Origin of the sequence: Janthinobacterium glycogeni, assembly GCF_051380725.1 — a bacterium.
In the GTDB taxonomy this organism is placed as follows: Bacteria; Pseudomonadota; Gammaproteobacteria; order Burkholderiales; family Burkholderiaceae_D; genus Janthinobacterium.
Genome location: NZ_JBNYXP010000010.1, coordinates 153,436 through 172,367, shown reverse-complemented (window position 1 = coordinate 172,367; position 18,932 = coordinate 153,436). Strand labels below are relative to the sequence as shown.

The following is an 18,932-nucleotide window of genomic DNA, read 5'->3' as shown; positions in this document are numbered from 1 at the left end:
TTCCGCCGATTACGCATCCGCTACGAGCGCCGTGCCGATATCCATCAGGCATTCCTCTCGCTTGCCTGCATACTCATCTGCTGGAGATACATTCAGCGGTTTTGTTAGGCGTTCTTAGTTTTTTAAAAAACAATTATATGCCAGTCATTAGTTTCTTTGTGGCATTATTTTTAATTTCTTGATACCGGCGGTGCGGGGCGGGATCTTATTCGCGCACGGCCATTACGGCAGTCGCCGGAACAAAGTTGCGGTTGATGCGTTGCAGATGCGCTGGCAAAAGGAAGCCGCGCTGACAGCAAGGGGCGGCTCGGGGTACAATAGCCGATTCGCCTCACCATTTTACTAGCTGCCAACTATGTCTGAAATTCACCGTATTCCCGTTCCTTCCGCCCAGCCCGAGGCCATGCAGGCCATGCCAGGTGCGGCGCCGAAAGTGGGCTTTGTCTCGCTCGGCTGCCCGAAAGCGCTGGTCGACTCCGAACAAATCCTGACCCAACTGCGCGCCGAAGGTTACGAAACGGCGAAATCCTATGCTGGCGCCGATCTGGTGATCGTCAATACCTGTGGTTTTATCGATGCTGCCGTGCAAGAGTCGCTCGACGCCATCGGCGAAGCGCTGGCTGAAAACGGTAAAGTGATCGTGACCGGCTGCCTGGGCGCCAAGAAAGATGCTGCCGGCGACGACATCATCATGAAAGTGCACCCGAAAGTGCTGTCCGTCACAGGCCCGCACGCGCTGGCCGAAGTGATGGATTCCGTCCATTTCCACTTGCCGAAACCGCATGCGCCCTTCCTCGATTTGGTCCCGCCGCAAGGCGTCAAGCTGACGCCGAAGCATTACGCCTACCTGAAAATCTCCGAAGGCTGCAACCACCGCTGCAGCTTCTGCATCATCCCGTCCATGCGCGGCGACCTCGTCTCGCGCCCGATCGGCGAACTGATGATCGAAGCGGAAAACCTGTTCAAGGCCGGCGTCAAGGAGTTGCTGGTCATTTCGCAAGACACCTCGGCGTATGGCGTGGACGTGAAATTCCGCTCCGGCTTCTGGAATGGCCGTCCCGTCAAGACGCACATGACGCAGCTGACGGAAGCGCTGGGCGAGCTGGCCAAGTCCTACGGCGCCTGGGTGCGCTTGCATTACGTGTATCCGTACCCGCACGTGGACCAGATCATCCCGATGATGAGCGGCGGCCACATCCTGCCTTACCTCGACATTCCGATGCAGCACGCGCACCCTGACGTATTGAAGCGCATGAAGCGCCCGGCCAGCGGCGAGAAAAACCTGGACCGCATCCAGGCCTGGCGCGCCATCAACCCGGATCTCACCATCCGCTCGACCTTCATCGCCGGTTTCCCGGGCGAAACGGAAGCGGAATTCGAGTACTTGCTCGACTTCCTCAAGGAAGCGCAGATCGACCGCCTCGGCTGCTTCGCCTATTCGCCGGTGGAAGGCGCGACGGCCAACGCCATCGCCAACCCCGTGCCGGAAGAGCTGCGCGAAGAGCGCCGCGGCCGCGTGATGCTGCTGCAGGAAGAAATTTCCAAGAAACGCCTGCAGGCCAAGGTCGGCAAGACCGTGCGCGTGCTGATCGATGAAGTCACCCGCTCCGGCGGCGTGGGCCGCTCTTCCGCCGACGCGCCGGAAATCGACGGCGTCGTGTACGTGAAGCCGCCGTTCGAGCCGCACCGCAAGCTGGCTGTTGGCCAGTTCGTCGATGTGACCATCACCTCGGCAGATGCACACGACCTGTGGGGCGCCGCCGAGTAATAAACGTCCATGCCGGCGTTGCGCTGCCTTGCCGTACAGCAAGGTACTGTCTGCGGCAGCGCGCCTTGGCCTGAACGTTTTGACACGGCGAAGATGATATTTGACAAGGTGTAACACTCTGTCATACGTACGGCGTACAGGGCGTAAAGCCCTTACAATCAAGGCGGACCAGCACAGACTGGCCCGCCTTTTTTATTTGCCGACGACGCCATGACCACACCCAAATCCCCGCAAACCGCGCTGATCCACAGCGATTACCAGGCGCCGCAAGGCTTTGCCGCGTTTCCCAACGCCATCCATCACGCTTCGACCGTGCTGTTCAAGGATGTGGCGGCCATGCGCTCGGGCGACTGGAAAGAAAAGAACGCCTATACCTACGGCTTGCACGGCACGCCCACCACATTCACCCTGGAAGCGCGGCTGGCCGAGATCGAAGGGGGAAAATACTGCCTGCTGGCGCCGTCGGGACTGGCGGCCATCGCCATGGCGGACTTTGCGCTGCTGAAGACGGGCGACGACGTGTTATTGCCGGAAAACATCTACAACCCGAACCGCGAACTGGGACGCTGGCTGGCGCAGGATTTCGGCATCACGGCGCGCTATTACGATCCGCTCATCGGCGCTGGCATCGCGGCATTGATCCAGCAGAATACCAAGCTCATTTGGACGGAAGCACCGGGCTCCGTGACGATGGAAGTGCCGGACTTGCCCGCCATCTGCGCGGCAGCCCACGCGCGCGGCGTGCTGGTGGCTTTGGACAACACCTGGTCGGCGGGCCTGGCCCTGCGCGGCTTCGACCTGGGCGTGGACATCATCATGCAGGCGCTGACGAAATACCAGTCGGGCGGCTCCGACGTGCTGATGGGCGCGCTCATCACGCGCGAGCGGGCGCTGCACGACCGCCTGGCGCAGGCGCACATGCGTCTGGGCATGGGCGTGGGGGCGGACGACGCCTACCTGGTGCTGCGCGGCCTGCCGACCATGAAGCTGCGCTTCGACGCCCACGATGCGGGCGCGCGCACGGTGGCCGCCTGGCTCAAGGGAAGAAGCGAGATCGCCACCGTGCTGCATCCCGCTTTCGCCGATTGTCCGGGCCACGCCATCTGGCAGCGCGATTTCACGGGCGCGGGCGGCCTGTTTTCCGTGCTGTTCGATGCCCGCTACACGGAGGCGCAGACGGACCGTTTCGTCGATGCCTTGCAGTTGTTCAAGATTGGCTACAGCTGGGGTGGCGCGAACAGCCTGGTGATGCCGTACCGCATCGCCGGCATGCGCAAGGGCTGGCAGTTGCCGGGTCAGCTGGTGCGCCTTAACGTGGGGCTGGAAGATCCGCAGGATCTGATCGCCGATATCGAACGGGCGTTCGCGGCGTTGTAGCGGCATGGGGCAAGCATGCTGGCTTGCCCGCAAGTGCCTACATGGGCACGGGTTTGTTGTTGTTCAGGTCGAGGAAGCCGCGCAGCAGGCGGTAAGCCTTCCACAGCCAGGCCACGCCCCACACGATGATGGCCAGCGGAATGCCGATCAGCGTGACCCACAGGATGGCGCCGACGACGATCCAGGCCACATACCACCAGAAGGACCGGATCATCCAGCTGTGATGGCTGTACACGAAGGTCCCGGCCGCCTCGTCCCGCTTCACATAATTGATGATGAGCGGAATGAAGGAAAACGCGCCCAGCGAAAACACGAAGCTGGCGCCATGTATCAGGTATAACCACCAGGCCAGGTTTTTGGTCTGCTGGAGTTGGGTATCCAAAATAATATCTTGTGACATGAAAGCTCCCCCCGTTGCGCAATTTTTAATTGTAACAAGCAAAGCGGCGAGGCAGCGCAGTCCATGGAAAAGGCAGAATACATTGTTGAAACGAAATCAATATCCCACCCTGGCCACGCGCGCCAGGTCCTGGCTGCGGCGCGCCGTGCCGGCCTTGCTGCTGTGCGCCACTGTCGCCCATGCCGCCGCTCCTGCCCTGGAAGCGGAGTTTGCCGCCGGCTTGAAGGAAGAGGGCCTGGCGGGCGCCGTCTGGAGCGAGGTCTTGCCCGATGGCACAGTCAAAGTCGGCGCATCGGGCTTGCGCGACGCCGCCAGGCAAGTACCCATGCAGGCGGACACGCGCATGCAGGTCGGTTCCGTGGGCAAGGTGGCGCTGGCGCTGGGTGTTTTGCGCCTGGTCAGCGAAGACCGGCTCACGCTCGACACGCCCTTGCAGCAAGTGCTACCCGAACTGGCGCTGAGAAACCCGTGGCTGGCCAGCGATCCCGTGCGCATCCGCCACCTGCTGGCGCATACGTCCGGCCTCGACAACGTGCGCTTCTGGCAGGCGTTCAGCCTGCAACCGGCGCCGGACACGCCGTTGGCCGCCGCTTTCGACGGCGGCGGCAATCTGCTGCGCGTGCGCACGCGGCCCGGCAGCCGCTATGCGTACTCGAACATGGGTTATGGCTTGCTGGGTATGGTGATCGAGAAAGTCACGGGCCAGCCGTATGAACGCTACCTCGATGCGCAGCTGCTGCAGCCGCTGGGCATGGCGGACAGCACGTTTGCTTTTGTCAGCCAAACAGTAGGCCCGCATACAGACCCGCGCCTGGCCATGGGTTATTTCGAGCATGGTGTGGCGCAGCCGGCCGTGCCCCAGTATCTGCGTCCGGCCGCGCAATTTACCACCACGGCGGCCGACATGGGCAAGCTGGCGCAGTTCCTGATGGGCGACGGCAAGCTGCGGGGCGCGCAGTTCATCGACCTGGCCCTGATGGGCGCCTTGTCGGAGCCGGCCGGCACGGATGCGGCGCAGGCGGGCCTGGCGACGGGTCACGGCCTGGCGCTGGCCGTGCGCGACCGCCACAATGTGGTGGGCGCCTGCCACCCTGGCACGGCCGTGGGTTTCCGCGCCATGCTGTGCATCTATCCGGAGCAGGACAGCGCCTTCTTCGTGGCCTTCAACACGGATGCGGAGCGGGCCGACTATGAGCGCTTCAACCGCCTGCTGTTGCGCGACCTGGAACTGCCCCTGCGCGCGCCAGCCCCGCAGGGCACGCCCGCACCCACGGTGGAAAACTGGCAGGGCGTCTATGTGCCGTCGCCCAGCTCCATGGCCAGCATGGCCTGGATCGATGCCGTCTTCGGCTTTACGCGCGTCAAATGGGATGGCGACTCGCTGTTCCTGATCCCGTTCCAGGGCGAGCCGAAGGAGCTTGAACCGGTGGGCGGCTTGCTGTTCCGCGCCAGCGACCGCAGCACCGCGTCGCATGTGCTGATGCAGGAAGATGGCAAGCATGTCCTCAGCGACGGTTTGCGCAGCTATGAGCGCGCGTCGATGCTGCGCATGCTGGTACTGTGGGGCAGCCTGGCCCTGGGGGCTGCCGGCTTGCTGTACGTGCTGGTGGTGGGCGCCTGGCGCGCGGCGCTGCGCAGGCTGGGGCGGGGCGACCATCTGTTCGCGCCCTTGCTGTCGCTGCTGGCGCTGCTCCTGCCGCTGCCGTTCTTTTATTTCCAGTCCTACCTGCGTCTGGGCGACGTCACCGTGGCCAGCGTGCTGCTGACAGTGGCGACGGGCGCGCTGCCGCTGGCCACGGCATTCGGCCTGGCCCGCTGCTGGCGCAGCCGCGGTACGGCGGCTGAGGCAGGCTCGTGGGCGAAATGGGATTGGGTCGCCTTGCTGGCGGCCTTGCAACTGCTGCTGGTGCTGGCCTGGTGGGGCTTGCTGCCGCTGCGCTTGTGGCAGCTGTAGCGGGCGCTCAGCGCCAGGCTTGCAGCAGCCGGCGCCACCAGCGTGGCGCCGGCGTGGCCCGGGCGCCGGTTTCGGCGCGCCCGGCCCGCTTGGCCCGATAGCTGGCCACCGCCATCTGCAGGCCGATGCGGTCCATCGCCGCCATCGCCTCGGCTTCCTGCGGCGACAAGCCATGCAGCAAGGCCTGTGCATGGGGCGCGAGCAGGAAGGCCTCACGCACGGCGTCGTCCGTGTACAGCCTGGCCAGATAGGTTTCCAGTGCGGGAGAGCTCATGCGCTGCGCCCCGCGCGCATGGCCGCGCGCGCCAGCTCCAGCTGGCCCAGCACGTGGTCGAACGACGGGTAATTGCCGTCGCGTTCGACGATCACCGTCAACGGTTGCGGTGTATGGCGCGCCAGCACGGTCAACAGGTCGAAGACGGCGGGCGGCACGTCGTGCAGATGGTCGTCCAGCAGGCGCTCGCCGCCGCCCGGCGCCGCTATCCAGTGGCCGCCGCTCAGGTGCACGGCGCCCACCCGGTCCAGGGGCAGGCGCAGCAGCAGTTCGTCCGGCGCCTCGCCACCATTGACGGCATTCGCATACAGATTGTGCAGGTCCAGCAGCAGCGGCACTTGCGAGCCATGGATAATCTGCGCCAGCCACTCGGCTTCGTCCAGCGTGCTGGCGGGCGGGGCGACGAGGGTGGCGATGTTTTCCATCAGCGGCGCGCTGCCGACGATGCGCGTGGCCAGCGCGATATTGGCGATGGCGCCGGCGGCGCTGTGCGGTGTGCGCGGCGGCGCCGCCAGGTGGCCGATTTCCACGCCGCCGGCACGCACGAAACTCAGGTGCTCGGACCACGATTCCGCCGGCACCTCCTTCATCAGGCGCGCCATCGCATGCAGCCGGCGCGGGTCGGCGGGAATCGTCGAGGCCAGTCCCATGCCGACGCCGTGCAGGCTCACCGACACCTGGCGCGCCAGGCGGCGCAGGGCGGCGATGCCGGCGCGCGAGGCATGGTAGTAATCGTCGGCGATCACTTCCAGCACGTCGATCCGCGCCAGGTTGGACAGGATGCCGGCCGCCAGTTCGCCGCGCCAGCCCAGGCCGACGCGGTCGCGTGCGTTTCCCTGGCTAACTGCCACAGCCGCCGCCACCGCCGCAACCGCCGCAGCCGCTGCCGCCGCCATCACCGCCGCCGTCGCCCGATGACGAGCCGCCCGAGTCGCCCGTGCCGCCGGACGACGAGTCGCCGCCCGAGCTTTGCCGGGGCGCCGGGTACAGCCCGGCGACATACGCGTACACGGACAAGGGCAGGGCGCCGATGCCGAAGATGGCCGCCAGCAGTGCCATGTCGGCGCTGCTGCTGCCCGCCTGCAGGCGCGCCGAGCGCATGTTCAGGCGGCCAAACAGCATGCGCAGGTCGGTCAGCAGCCGCTGTGCGCTCCAGCTGGTCGCCTGGGTGCGCAGGCCGCGCAGCATGAGCAGGAAGATCGCCAGCAGGACTGCCAGGAACAGCAGGTTGTAGTGCTGGCGGCTGATGGCGATGACGGCCTTGACGCCGGCCACCGTCACCAGCAGCCAGTGCGCGGCCCAGGTGATGCGTTCGCGCCGGCGCAGCAGCGGCGGGCCGACCAGCAATTCCTGCTGCGTCAAGGTCTCCTGATAGGCGCGGCACGATGGCAGCATCTCGGCCTGCACGGCCAGTTCCTTGCTATGGCCCTGGCGGCCCAGGTATAGCCGCAGCACGTCGCGTTCGATGTCGTGGCTGGCGAAGCGCAGGCTGTCGGCGCTGGCCGTTTCCAGCAGGGGGCCGTCGGCGCGCAGCAAGCCGCGGTCGACCAGCACGATGGCGGCGATTTTCACGGCTTCGAGCGCGCCGCCGCGCAAGAAGGCGATGCGGTAGGGATCGTCGGCGAGTGTCAGCTGGGCGTGCGGATTGCGCAATTCCTGGCGGATCAGCAGCTCGCGCACGCCGTAGTACACGAGCGCGCCGAAGATCAGATAGGCCAGCAGGAACCACGGTCCGCTCCAGTCAAAGGGATTGAGACCGTTCAACGCATCTGCTCCGCGTGTTCGCGCAAGCGTTCGGTAATCGCCATCAGGCCCGTAAACGCGGGCAGGGCCTGCCCCGGCGCCAGGCGCGCCGTCTCGCGCGCCTTTGACATGGCTTGCAGGGCAGCGTGCAGGGCCGGTTCGCCCAGCTGGTCGACAAACGCTTCGAGCGCCTGCTTGCCGGACTGCGCAGGTTTATCCTCCAGCTGCGCCAGCGAGGCGGCGGCCGAGCGCAAGGGACCGGCGGCATCGGCGATGGCGCCGGCCAGCTGTTCTTCATTCAGGCTCAGGAGCATATAGCGTTCGCGCATGCGCACCTGCTGGTTCAGCAGCACTTGCCGCAGCCGGCGCAGCACGGCGTCGCGGCTGGTGGACAGGCTGGCGAAAGGATCGTTGCCCAGCAGGACCCGGTGGCGCGCGATGATGTCGGCGAACTTGACGGCGAAGGCGTCGGCGGCCTGCGCCAATTCGCTCTCGAGCAGGAACATCACCTGCAAATCGATGGCGGCGTGCGCCAGGCGCAAGGATCCGCGCAGCGCATCGGCCGCCTGCGGCGTGAAGCGCTTGAGCAGCAACAGCAGGTTGACGTCGGAGGTGGCGCGCAACTGGCCATCGGCGGCCGAGCCAAACAGCACGGCGGCGGCCAGGTCGGCGCCGAAGGCCGTTTGCGCGGCGGCGACGAACACATCCAGGTGGCGTTGTATTTCTTCTGGCAGCGGTGGCGGCATGCGGTGTTCTTTCACGGTGGACGGGCGGGGTGAACATAAGTTTGCAATATAGCAAACTTATGCAACCGTGCGCGCACCGCCTGGCGCCGCGAACTTGGCCCCGACTTAGCTCAAGACGTTCAGCAAGCCATCGAGTCCCACAAAGTTCAGCGCCACGTCGGCCTGCGAGCGCACCACGGGCTTGGCGCGGAAGGCCACGGACAGGCCGGCGATGCCCATCATTTTCAAGTCGTTGGCGCCGTCGCCCATGACGATGGCCTGCGATGGCGCAATCCCCATCTCCGCGCATACGCGTTCCACCGTGCGCTGCTTTTCCTCGGCGTCGACGATGCCCCCTAACACTTTACCCGTCAGCTTGCCGTCGACGATTTCCAGTTCGTTCGCGTGCGTGTAGTCGAGGCCCAGGCGCTCTTTCAGGCGCTCGGTGAAGAAGGTAAAGCCGCCCGACACCAGCAGGGTCTTCAGGCCAGCCGCCTGCACGGCCGCCAGCATCTTCTCGGCGCCCGGCGACAGTTTCAGGCGCTCGTCGTAGACGCGCTGCAGGGCCGATGCATCGAGGCCTTCGAGCAGGGCCACGCGCTGCTTCAGGCTGGCGGCGAAATCGAGTTCGCCGCGCATGGCCGCTTCCGTGATGGCCGCCACTTGCGCCTTCAAACCCTGCATGTCGGCGATTTCATCGATGCACTCGATGGTGATCAGCGTCGAATCCATGTCCATCGCCACGAGCTTGAATTCGGCGAGTTCGCGCAGGCCCATCATGTAGGTGGCGTCCAGCTGCGCCGCCTGGGCCGCCACTTCGATGGTGGGGCGCAGCGCCGGCGAATAGGCGATCTGTTCGCAGCGCACGGCGTTCGGGCCCAGGCGCGTGACGGACGTGGGCGCGGCCAGCGCGGCGATGCGCTCGAGGCGCGCGCTATCGCCGTCGAGGCCCTGCAGGATCAGGTTCATGGTGATGGTCTTGGTATTGGTCATGGGTCAGGCCTGCATAAATTATCGAAATGGTCTACACCGTCAATTGCTTGATGGTGGTCTTGATCTGCGTCACGCGCGCGGCCAGGTCCGGCATGGCGGCCGTGATTTTCAGCTTGTCCTGGCCATGCAGCTTGATATGGCGGTTCTTCTGGATCAAGTCGATGATGCGCATCGGGTCGATGGGCGGCTTGGCCATGAATTGCAGGGTGGCCGCCTCGCCATGCACGTCGATCTTGACGATGCCCACGGTTTTTGCCGCGATGCGCAGGCGGTGCGTCTCGACCAGCGCCTTGACGGCGTCGGGCAGCTTGCCGAAGCGGTCGATCAGCTCTTCCTGGATATCGTCGATCTTCTCCTGCGTGGCGCAGTTGGCCAGACGCTTGTAGATCGACAGGCGCTCGTGCACGTCGCCGCAGAAGTCCGCCGGCAGCAGGGCAGGCACGTGCAGGTTGATCTCGGTGGTCGAGGCCAGCGGCGCGGCCAGGTCCGGCTCTTTGCCGGCCTTCAGCGAGCGCACGGCTTCGTTGAGCATGTCCGAATACAGCTGGAAGCCGATTTCCGTCATCTCGCCCGACTGGCTCTCGCCCAGCACCTCGCCGGCGCCGCGGATTTCCAGGTCGTGCATGGCCAGGTAAAAGCCGCTGCCCAGTTCTTCCATTTGCTGGATGGCGTCCAGGCGGCGCTGCGCCAGTTTCGTCAGGCCCTGCATGTCGTGCACCAGCAGGTAGGCGTAGGCCTGGTGATGCGAGCGGCCGACCCGGCCGCGCAACTGGTGCAGCTGCGCCAGGCCGAACTTGTCGGCGCGGTGCATGATGATGGTGTTCGCCGTCGGCACGTCGATGCCCGTCTCGATGATCGTCGTGCACAGCAAAATATTGAAGCGCTGGGCGACGAAGTCGCGCATGACCTTTTCCAGGTCGCGCTCGTGCATCTGGCCGTGCGCCACGGCGATGCGCGCCTCGGGCAGCAGTTCCGTCAGCATGGCCAGGCGGTTCTGGATGGTTTCCACCTCGTTGTGCAGGAAGTAGATCTGGCCGCCCCGTTTGAGCTCGCGCAAGCACGCTTCGCGGATGATGGCTTCGCCCTCGCTGCGGACAAAAGTCTTGATGGCCAGGCGCTTTTGCGGCGCCGTGGCGATGATGGAAAAGTCGCGCAAGCCTTCCAGCGCCATGCCCAGGGTGCGCGGGATCGGCGTGGCCGTCAGGGTCAGCACGTCCACTTCCGCGCGCAGCGCCTTCAGCGCTTCCTTCTGGCGCACGCCGAACCTGTGTTCCTCGTCGATGATGACGAGGCCCAGGCGCGTGAATTTCACGTCGTCCGACAGCAGCTTGTGCGTGCCGATGACAATGTCGATGGTGCCGTCGGCCATGCCCTTGAACGCCTGCGTGATTTCCTTGCCGCTGCGGAAGCGCGACAATTCCGCGATGCGCACGGGCCAGTCGGCGAAACGGTCGGCGAATGTTTGCGCATGCTGCTCGGCCAGCAGGGTGGTGGGCGCCAGGATGGCCACCTGCTTGCCGCCCATGACGGCGATGAAGGCGGCGCGCAGCGCCACTTCCGTCTTGCCGAAGCCGACGTCGCCGCACACGAGGCGGTCCATCGGTTTACCGGACGTCATGTCCTTGATGACGTTGTGGATGGCCTCGGCCTGGTCCGGCGTCTCGTCGAAGCCGAAGCTGTCGGCGAAGCGCTGGTAGTCGTGCGACGAGAATTCGAACGAGTGGCCCTGGCGCAGCGCACGGCGCGCGTACAGGTTAAGCAGCTCGGCGGCCGTGTCGCGCACCTGTTCGGCCGCGCGCTTCTTCGCCTTTTCCCACTGGCCCGAACCGAGCGAGTGCAGCGGCGCGTCTTCCGGCGAGGCGCCCGAATAGCGCGAGATCACATGCAGCTGCGACACGGGCACATACAGTTTCGTGTCCTTGGCGTATTCGAGGTGCAAAAATTCCGTCTCGCCTTCGCCCAGGTCCATGCTGGTCAGGCCCATGTAGCGCCCGATGCCGTGGTTGATGTGCACGACGGGGTCGCCGATCTTGAGCTCCGACAGGTCGCGCACCATCGATTCGACCTGCGTCACGCCTTCCTGTTTCTTCGTGCCGACGCGGCGGCCGGAGCCGGCATACAGTTCCGTCTCGGTGATGAAAACCAGGTTGCCTTCCGGCGTGAACAGTTCAAAACCCGCATGCAGCGGCGCCACGCCCAGCATCAGTTTGGCGCTTGATTGCAAAAAGCCGTCGCTGCCTTCCACCGGTGTCAGGTGCAGGTCGTATTCGGTGAAATACTGCTGCAGGGTTTCGCGGCGGCCGTTCGATTCGGCGCAGATCATCACGCGGCGGCCCGCTTGCAGCAGGTAGCTGCGCAGGTTGGCCAGCGGGTCGTCGGCGCGGCGGTTGACGGCGATGTTCGGAATCGGCGCCGACAGTTCGGAGGCCAGCGCATCGTTCGATTTCGCAATCGCCAGGCGCGGATAGGGCTTGGCCAGGCCGAAGAACTGCTCGTCGGACAGGAACAGCGATTCGGGCGGCAGGATAGGCCGCTCGCGGTCGGCTTTCAAAAAGCGGTAGCGCGACTGGGTATCGGTCCAGAAGCGGCCGATGGCGGCGTCGATCTCGCCCACCAGGGCCAGCGAGGCGTCGGGCGGCAGGTAGTCGAACAGGGTGGCCGTCTGCTCGAAGAACAGGGGCAGATAATATTCGATGCCGGCCGAGGCGATGCCGCTGCTGATGTCCTTGTAGACGACCGAGCGCGACGGGTCGCCTTCGAACTGCTCGCGCCAGCGGTTGCGGAAGGTGGTGCGCGCCGCTTCGTCCATGGGAAATTCGCGGCCCGGCAGCAGCCGCACTTCGTGCACGGGATACAGCGAGCGCTGGGTGTCGGCGTCGAACGTGCGGATGGTCTCGATGGTGTCGCCGAACAGGTCGAGCCGGTAGGGCAGGGCCGAGCCCATCGGGAACAGGTCGAGCAGGCCGCCGCGCACCGAGTATTCGCCCGGCGACATCACCTGCGACACATGGCTGTAGCCGGCCAGGGTCAGCTGCGACTTCAGGCGTGCCTCGTCGAGTTTTTCGCCCTTCTTGAAGAAGAAAGTGTAAGCGGCCAGGAAGGACGGCGGCGCCAGGCGCACCAGCGCCGTGGTGGCCGGCACGATCAGCACGTCGCACTGGCGCGTCTGGATTTCGTGCAGCGTGGCCAGGCGCTCGGAGACCAGGTCCTGGTGCGGCGAAAAGGCGTCGTAGGGCAGGGTTTCCCAGTCCGGCAGCAGATGGCAGCGCAGCTCCTTGCCGCCAAACCACGGGATTTCATCGAGCAGGCGCTGGCCGTCGCTGGCCTGCGCCACCACCACGGCCAGCATCTGGCACCGCGCTTTCAAGGCCAAAGCGGCCAGCGCCAGGGCATAGGCGTCGGATGAACCATACAGGGCGGGCAGCGCGTAGCGGTTGCCGGGCTTGGGGAGGGCTTTTGTTAAGTCTAAGGACATGCAGGCGATGACACTAGTGGCAGAGGCAGTTGAGTGGGACAGCTGTGGTGCGCGCAGCGCCGCCAGTGACGGCGCCGACAGGCGAGATTATAGACCATCACTTATATCTCCGCGCTTGAGAAAACCGTCGTGAGCGGCAGTGATTTGTGGCTAAGAAGCGCAACCGTACTTTAGTACGGTGAGCATCGCAGGCCGCAAAGCACGACGCGCAGCAGGTTTTATCCTGCGCGGACATTCGCAATGCCGAACGGCACGTGCACCATCGGTATCGTGCCGCCCGCCGATTTCAGGTGGCTCAACTGGTCGTCGAAGAAGATATGCGGCTTGAACACGGACAGCACGCGCGACTTGTCCATGCCGCCGAGGAAAAACGTCTCGTCGGCCGCCACGCCCCAGCTTTTCAGGGTCGTCACGACCCGTTCGTGCGACGGGGCGTTGCGCGCCGTGATGATGGCGATGCGCAGGATCTTCTTGTAGCCGGGGTCGCGCCGCTGCGCCTTTTCTTCCAGGCGCTGCATGGTGGCCAGCTTCTGGAACAGGTCGGCCAGCGGGCCGGGACGGTGCGGCGTGCCCACGTTCAGGGTTTCATGGGCGTGGAATTCGTCGACGTCATTGTTGCGCTTGAAAACGGTTTCCGCTTCGTCGTCGGCGATCACGCCGTCGAAATCGAAGGCCACGCGCAGTTCCTCGTCGTTTTCGTCGTCTTCCGTGCGCGACGGCAGCACCAGGCCGGCCGGATAGTCGCAGGCCAGCGCGCTGCGCACGTCATCTTCATTCGCGCTGAGAAAGAGCGAGGCGTTGAAGGCGGGCAGGTAGGGATAGGGCGACTTGCCTGTCATGAAGGCGGCGCGCGAGATATCGAGGCCGTAGTGGGCGATCGAATGCATGACGCGCAGGCCCGTTTCCGGCGAGTTGCGCGAAAACAGCACCACTTCCACGGGCGACTGGCGCGGATAGTGCTTGTTGATGTTCAGGAAGCGGCGGATGAAGGGGAAGGCCACACCGCGCGGCAGGACCGTGTCGATATGCGCTTCCTGGTACTTGCGGTATTCCTCGGGGCCGCTGTCGAGGTAGACCTGGTGCGATTCGGCCAGGTCGAACAGGGCGCTGGAAGCGACCCCGATCACCAGTTTGTGTTCGATAGGATAAGCCATGGTCTGCCTGTTGTTTGCTTGTTGCTCATCTTATACGACTACCAACTGCGTAGCCAATAGTGGCGTATTGGAATTTTTTGCACCAAAGCGGGGCGCCAGGCCATTTTTTCTGACCACTGTGCAACACGCGCCACAGTAAAGAAATAAATCTTGTTTTGTATCAAGTATGTAGCAGCCAGCGCGCCCTTTTTCCACTATGCTTTGACTTATCAAATCTCGCCAATTGTAACGAAGCGTACGCCCTATCCCCGCCACCTTTATACAAGTGTCAGCTGTTTTACTCGAACATGCCAGCCCCAACTTCGCCAGCAGTCGTCGTGACTTTATAAAGGACCTAGCCATGTTTAAAAATTTACTGATCAAATGGAAGCTGGCGACGCTCGTTGCCGTGATGATGGTGGCCTTGCTGGTAGTGGGCATCAGCGGCTACACGGGCATCGCCACCGTGGGGACCGCCGTCAATGAGATCGGCGTGGTGCGCCTGCCGTCGATCCAGGGCCTGATGATGATGAACGAGGGCCAGACGGCCGTCGCCGCCGCCACCCTGACGGCCGCCATCTATGAAAACAATTACCAGGCACAGGACAAGTTCGCGGAAGCGCTGCAGCTGCGCACCAAGGCCTGGAGCAATATCGAGGCGGGCCGCAAGTTGTACGAGCCGCTGCCGCAAACCCCCGAGGAAGCCGTGCTGTGGAAGCGCTTCCTGGAGGAATGGGCCGCCTGGAAGGGCGATGACGACAAGGTGCGCGCCATCCTGCGCCAGCTGGCCGACAACCGCGACGAGCCGCGGCAGAAAGAGCTGTTCGTGGCGTTCTACAAGCAATACCAGGATTCGCGCAGCCTGTTCGGCAAGGCCGAAGCCACGCTCAACGAGATCATCAAGCTCAATAACGGCGTGGCCGATGCCAGCGTCAAGGAAGGCAGCGCGGCCGTGATCCGCTCGGAAAGCCTGATGGTCATCCTCGGTTTGCTGGCCTCCGCGCTGGGCATCGGCTGCGCCGCCTACATCACGCGGGCCATCACGCAGCCGATCAATTCGGCCGTGAAAGTGGCGCAAACGGTGGCCTCGGGCGACTTGACCAGCCACATCGAGGTGCACACGACGGAAGAAACGGGCCAGCTGCTGCAGGCGCTGAAAGACATGAATTCCAGCCTGGTCAACATCGTCGGCCAGGTGCGCAGCGGCACGGAGACGATCGCCACGGCCTCGTCGGAAATTGCCAGCGGCAACCTGGACCTGTCTTCGCGCACGGAAGAGCAGGCCAGTTCGCTGGAAGAGACGGCATCGTCGATGGAAGAGCTGACGTCCACCGTGCGGCAAAACGCCGACAACGCCCAGCAAGCGAATCAGCTGGCGCTCTCCGCCTCGGGCGTGGCGGTGAAGGGCGGCGCCGTAGTGGGCAAGGTGGTCGAAACCATGGACGCCATCAACGACTCGTCGCGCAAGATCGTCGACATCATTTCCGTCATCGACGGCATCGCCTTCCAGACGAATATCCTGGCCCTGAATGCGGCCGTGGAAGCGGCGCGCGCGGGCGAGCAGGGACGCGGCTTTGCGGTCGTGGCCAGCGAGGTGCGCAATCTGGCGCAACGCTCGGCGGCGGCCGCCAAGGAAATCAAGACCCTGATCGGCGACTCCGTCGTGGCCGTCGACACGGGCAGCAAGCTGGTGGCCGAGGCGGGCAGTACGATGGCCGAAATCGTCTCGAGCGTGCAGCGCGTGACGGACATCATGGCGGAAATCAGCCTGGCGACGCAGGAGCAAAGCTCGGGCATCGACCAGATCAACCAGGCCATCGGCCAGATGGATCAGGTGACGCAGCAAAACGCGGCCCTGGTGGAAGAGGCGGCCGCCGCGGCCGAATCCTTGCAGGAGCAATCGGGCCAGCTGGCCCAGGTGGTCAGCGTCTTCAAGCTCGATGGCGCCCAGGCGCCTGGCGCGCGCGCAAGCGCGAACGCAAAGCCGGCCGCGCCGCGCACCGCGGTGGCCAGCGCCGCGCCGAAGCGCCCCGCAGCGGGTCAGGCATCGCGTCCCGCATCACGCTCCGCAGCGGGCCGCCCGGCCCTGCGCGCCGTGCCGTCCCAGCGCCAGAGCGCGCCGCGCGACGACGAGTGGGAAGTGTTCTGATGGAGTGACGGCGCCCCATGCGCTACCGACGGCCGCCTCGCGCGGCCGTTTTTGCATGCGCACACAGGCGCGCACTGCGGTTACTACTTACCAAAAAAACAGCGTTACAAAAATAGCTGTTTTGCCATCTAAGCAAATCTTTTCAAAACTTAACGCGACATTGCTTGTGAGATAACTCACACTGCCTGCCGTACCACCCTTGTTCCCGCCTCGGCCACATCCCGGCTGACCCTTCCGCCTGCTGCGTCCGGCCATTCGTGGCAGGCGGCAGCCATTGCCGTCAGCCTTGCATGCGAGCCGGGCGATGACCGATGCACCACACTGAAGGATGCGAATGAAGATGGCAAATATGAAAATCGGCACGCGCCTGCGCTGCGCCTTTGCGTTGTTGACCTTGCTGCTGCTGGCGACCGCCGTGCTGGGCATGCTGCACTTGTCCAGCCTGGAACTGCGCATGCGCGACGTGATCGACGACAAATATCCGAAAACCGTGCTGGCCAACGACATCATCAAGCATGTCAACATCATCGCGCGCTCCTCGCGCAACCTGCTGCTGATGACGGAGCCGCAGCAGCTGGCGCAGGAACGCGCCACCATCGCCAGGGCGGGCGGCGAAACGGAAAAGGCACTGGCGCAGCTGGAAAAGGTGGTGCTGTCGCCACGCGGCCGCGCCCTGATGGCGGCCGTGACGCAGGCGCGCGCCGCGTTCAACGGCGGGCGCGACAAGGTACTGGCCCTGCTGGAAGAGGGCGCACGCGACGAAGCGACGGCTTTGCTGCTCGGCGCCGTGCGCGGCGAGCAGCTGCGCTACATGGCGGCGCTGGAAAGCCTCATCGCGCACCAGCATGAGCTGATGGAGGAGGCGGGCGCCCAGGTGCACGATGAATACGTCACGGCGCGCAACATGATGCTGGCCCTGAGCGCCCTGGCCGTGCTCTTTTCGCTCGTCACGGCCTGGCTGGTCACGCGCAGCATCGTCCATCCGCTGCAGCACGCGTTGACGGTGGCGCAGACGGTGGCCGCCGGCGACCTGACGTCGACCTTTGGCCGCCACGCCGGCGATGAAACGGGCAAGCTGCTCGACGCGCTGTGCATCATGAACGGCAACCTGCTCGAGATCGTGCAGCGGGTACGCGGCGGTACCGACACCATCGCCACGGCCTCGTCGCAGATCGCGGCCGGCAATATCGACCTGTCTTCGCGCACCGAGGAGCAGGCAAGCTCGCTCGAACAGACCGCATCGGCCATGGAGGAACTCAGTTCGACGGTGCAGCAGAACGCGGACAATGCCCGCCACGCCAGCGTGCTGGCCGTCGAGGCGGCGACCATCGCCGGCGCCGGCGGGCAAGCCGTGGGCCAGGTGATCCATACGATGGACGCCATCAGCGCGTCGTCGGCGCAGATTGCCGACATCATCGGCGTGATCGACATGCTGGCCTTTCAGACGAATATCCTGGCCCTGAATGCGGCCGTGGAAGCGGCGCGTGCCGGCGAGCAGGGGCGCGGTTTTGCCGTCGTCGCGACGGAAGTGCGCAACCTGGCGCAGCGCAGCGCGGCGGCGGCGCGCGATATCCGCGCCCTGATCGCCACCTCCACGCAGCAGGTGGACGCGGGCGCGGCCCTCGTGGCGCAGGCGGGCGCCACGATGCAGGAAGTGGTGGCGGCCGTGGGGCGCGTGAGCCAGATGGTGGCCGACATCACGGCCGCCAGCGCCGAGCAAAGCACGGGCATCGGCCAGGTCAGCCAGGCCGTCGTGCAGATGGATGAAGTGACGCAGCAGAACGCCGCCCTGGTGGAAGAGGCGGCGGCCGCGTCGCAATCGCTGGAGAGCGAGGCTGCGCAGCTGCTGCAGGTGGTCAGCGTGTTTCGCCTGCGGCAGGGGCCCGCGCACAGCTTGCCGCGCCGGAGCGCGCCGACCGTGCCGCGTCTGCTGGCCTAGTGGCGCGCCTGGCGAGGTTCTGGCGCGGCTGCGTCGCGTTGTGGTGGGCGCGGCGCGAGGCGCGCGAGGGGCAGGGCGGCCAGCCCATGGCGTCGGCGCGCAGCCGGGAGCTGCAGGCGCGCCTGGACCGCGCCATCGTCGACGGCGAATTCTGTTTTCACTACCAGGGCAAGTTCGATACGGCGCAGCTGCGCCTGGTCGGCCTGGAAGCGCTGCTGCGCTGGCACCATCCGCGCCACGGCCTGGTCTACCCGAACGAATTCATCGGCCTGGCCGAGCGCACTGACGCCATCGTCGCGCTGGGCAACTGGGGCATCGATGCGGCCTGCCGCCAGCTGGCGCAGTGGCGCACGGCGGGCCTGCCTTTGGTGCCGGTGGCGGTGAATGTCTCGGCGCGCCAGTTGTGCCAGCCGGGCTTGCCCGACTTCGTGCTGGGCTGCCTGCGGCGCCACGCCATCGCGCCCGGCCTGCTGGAGCTGGAAGTGACGGAGAGCTGCTGCATCGATGACATGGCGCAGGCGACGCAGGGACTGCGCCGGCTGCGCGCGCTGGGACTGGCCATTTCGCTCGACGACTATGGTACCGGTCATTCGGGGCTCAGCCATGTCAGGATGCTGCCGATCCACACCATCAAGATCGACCGCTGCTTCATTCGCGACCTCGATAGCAGTGGGAGCGACGCCGTGATCGTCGCTTCGACCATCGCGCTGGCGCGCGGCCTGGGTTTGCAGGCGCTGGCAGAGGGCGTGGAAAACGGCGCGCAGCTGGCGCAGCTGCGGCGGCTGGGCTGCCCCCAGGTGCAGGGCTTCTATCTGCACCGCCCGGCGCCCGCGGCCGAGGCGGCAGCGCTGCTGTCCGCCGGCCTTGTAACGGTGCCGCAACATGGCGCCATGCGGCCTGGCGCGGATGCTCAGTAGAATATGGCCACTGCAAGCCGCGTGCTTTAACACCACCTCCCCCACGCAAGAATGATAAACAGTCCTGTCCCGGCCTATGTCTTCG

General features: G+C 65.2%; 14 protein-coding genes and 1 pseudogene. 7 read left to right on the top strand and 8 right to left on the bottom strand.

Annotated elements, in window-relative coordinates; genetic code table 11:
• The 3 genes and pseudogenes from ACQ4W4_RS21965 to ACQ4W4_RS21955 form a co-directional block, all read left to right on the top strand.
• Positions 1-108 (top strand): annotated as a pseudogene (locus tag ACQ4W4_RS21965) (IS5/IS1182 family transposase); the annotation flags it as partial.
• A gap of 304 nt (positions 109-412) precedes the next feature.
• Positions 413-1,768 carry a 30S ribosomal protein S12 methylthiotransferase RimO gene (gene rimO, locus ACQ4W4_RS21960; RefSeq protein WP_170846336.1) on the top strand — a complete coding sequence of 452 codons (1,356 nt, stop codon included), beginning with the start codon at positions 413-415 and terminating at the stop codon, positions 1,766-1,768.
• A 210-nt stretch (positions 1,769-1,978) separates the two neighbouring features.
• Positions 1,979-3,145, top strand: coding sequence for a cystathionine beta-lyase (locus tag ACQ4W4_RS21955; protein ID WP_436543770.1), 1,167 nt, complete (start codon positions 1,979-1,981; stop codon positions 3,143-3,145).
• A 37-nt stretch (positions 3,146-3,182) separates the two neighbouring features.
• On the opposite strand, the gene ACQ4W4_RS21950 is transcribed toward ACQ4W4_RS21955, so the two are convergent.
• Positions 3,183-3,545 (bottom strand): DUF4870 family protein, encoded by a 363-nt coding sequence (locus ACQ4W4_RS21950; protein ID WP_436543769.1) that lies wholly within the window; start codon positions 3,543-3,545, stop codon positions 3,183-3,185.
• Positions 3,546-3,630: 85 nt separating this feature from the next.
• Here ACQ4W4_RS21950 and ACQ4W4_RS21945 point away from each other — a divergent pair, with 85 nt between their 5' ends.
• Positions 3,631-5,499, top strand: coding sequence for a serine hydrolase domain-containing protein (locus ACQ4W4_RS21945; protein ID WP_436543768.1), 1,869 nt, complete (start codon positions 3,631-3,633; stop codon positions 5,497-5,499).
• A gap of 7 nt (positions 5,500-5,506) precedes the next feature.
• Here ACQ4W4_RS21945 and ACQ4W4_RS21940 read toward each other — a convergent pair whose 3' ends face one another.
• From ACQ4W4_RS21940 to ACQ4W4_RS21910, 7 genes are all read right to left on the bottom strand, one after another.
• A complete protein-coding gene (locus tag ACQ4W4_RS21940; RefSeq protein ID WP_436543767.1) occupies positions 5,507-5,773 on the bottom strand; it encodes a hypothetical protein in 267 nt (88 codons plus the stop codon).
• Positions 5,770-6,624 carry an MbnB/TglH/ChrH family RiPP precursor modification enzyme gene (locus tag ACQ4W4_RS21935; protein WP_436543766.1) on the bottom strand — a complete coding sequence of 285 codons (855 nt, stop codon included), beginning with the start codon at positions 6,622-6,624 and terminating at the stop codon, positions 5,770-5,772. Before ACQ4W4_RS21935 ends, ACQ4W4_RS21940 begins: the two co-directional genes overlap by 4 nt.
• Positions 6,614-7,537 carry a TIGR04222 domain-containing membrane protein gene (locus ACQ4W4_RS21930; protein WP_436543765.1) on the bottom strand — a complete coding sequence of 308 codons (924 nt, stop codon included), beginning with the start codon at positions 7,535-7,537 and terminating at the stop codon, positions 6,614-6,616. Before ACQ4W4_RS21930 ends, ACQ4W4_RS21935 begins: the two co-directional genes overlap by 11 nt.
• Positions 7,534-8,262, bottom strand: coding sequence for a hypothetical protein (locus tag ACQ4W4_RS21925; RefSeq protein ID WP_436543764.1), 729 nt, complete (start codon positions 8,260-8,262; stop codon positions 7,534-7,536). The genes ACQ4W4_RS21930 and ACQ4W4_RS21925 overlap by 4 nt, the downstream gene beginning before the upstream one ends.
• A gap of 105 nt (positions 8,263-8,367) precedes the next feature.
• On the bottom strand, positions 8,368-9,210 hold the full coding sequence (gene serB / locus ACQ4W4_RS21920) for a phosphoserine phosphatase SerB (protein ID WP_436543774.1): 843 nt from the start codon (positions 9,208-9,210) through the stop codon (positions 8,368-8,370).
• Between the two features lie 55 nt (positions 9,211-9,265).
• Complete coding sequence (gene mfd / locus ACQ4W4_RS21915) at positions 9,266-12,709, bottom strand: transcription-repair coupling factor (RefSeq protein WP_436543763.1); 3,444 nt, start codon at positions 12,707-12,709, stop codon at positions 9,266-9,268.
• 218 nt (positions 12,710-12,927) lie between these two features.
• The gene (locus tag ACQ4W4_RS21910; RefSeq protein WP_121669819.1) at positions 12,928-13,863 is read right to left on the bottom strand and encodes a 5'-nucleotidase; all 936 of its coding nucleotides are present in this window, start codon (positions 13,861-13,863) and stop codon (positions 12,928-12,930) included.
• 340 nt (positions 13,864-14,203) lie between these two features.
• On the opposite strand from ACQ4W4_RS21910, the gene ACQ4W4_RS21905 reads away from it, so the two are divergent.
• The 3 genes from ACQ4W4_RS21905 to ACQ4W4_RS21895 all read left to right on the top strand — a co-directional run bounded on the left by ACQ4W4_RS21905 (position 14,204) and on the right by ACQ4W4_RS21895 (position 18,847).
• Entirely contained in the window at positions 14,204-15,991 is a 1,788-nt protein-coding gene (locus ACQ4W4_RS21905) for a methyl-accepting chemotaxis protein (RefSeq protein WP_436543762.1), read from the top strand.
• Positions 15,992-16,331: 340 nt separating this feature from the next.
• On the top strand, positions 16,332-17,930 hold the full coding sequence (locus tag ACQ4W4_RS21900; RefSeq protein WP_436543761.1) for a methyl-accepting chemotaxis protein: 1,599 nt from the start codon (positions 16,332-16,334) through the stop codon (positions 17,928-17,930).
• A complete protein-coding gene (locus ACQ4W4_RS21895; RefSeq protein ID WP_436543760.1) occupies positions 17,930-18,847 on the top strand; it encodes a putative bifunctional diguanylate cyclase/phosphodiesterase in 918 nt (305 codons plus the stop codon). The genes ACQ4W4_RS21900 and ACQ4W4_RS21895 overlap by 1 nt, the downstream gene beginning before the upstream one ends.
• The last annotated feature ends 85 nt before the right edge of the window (positions 18,848-18,932 follow it).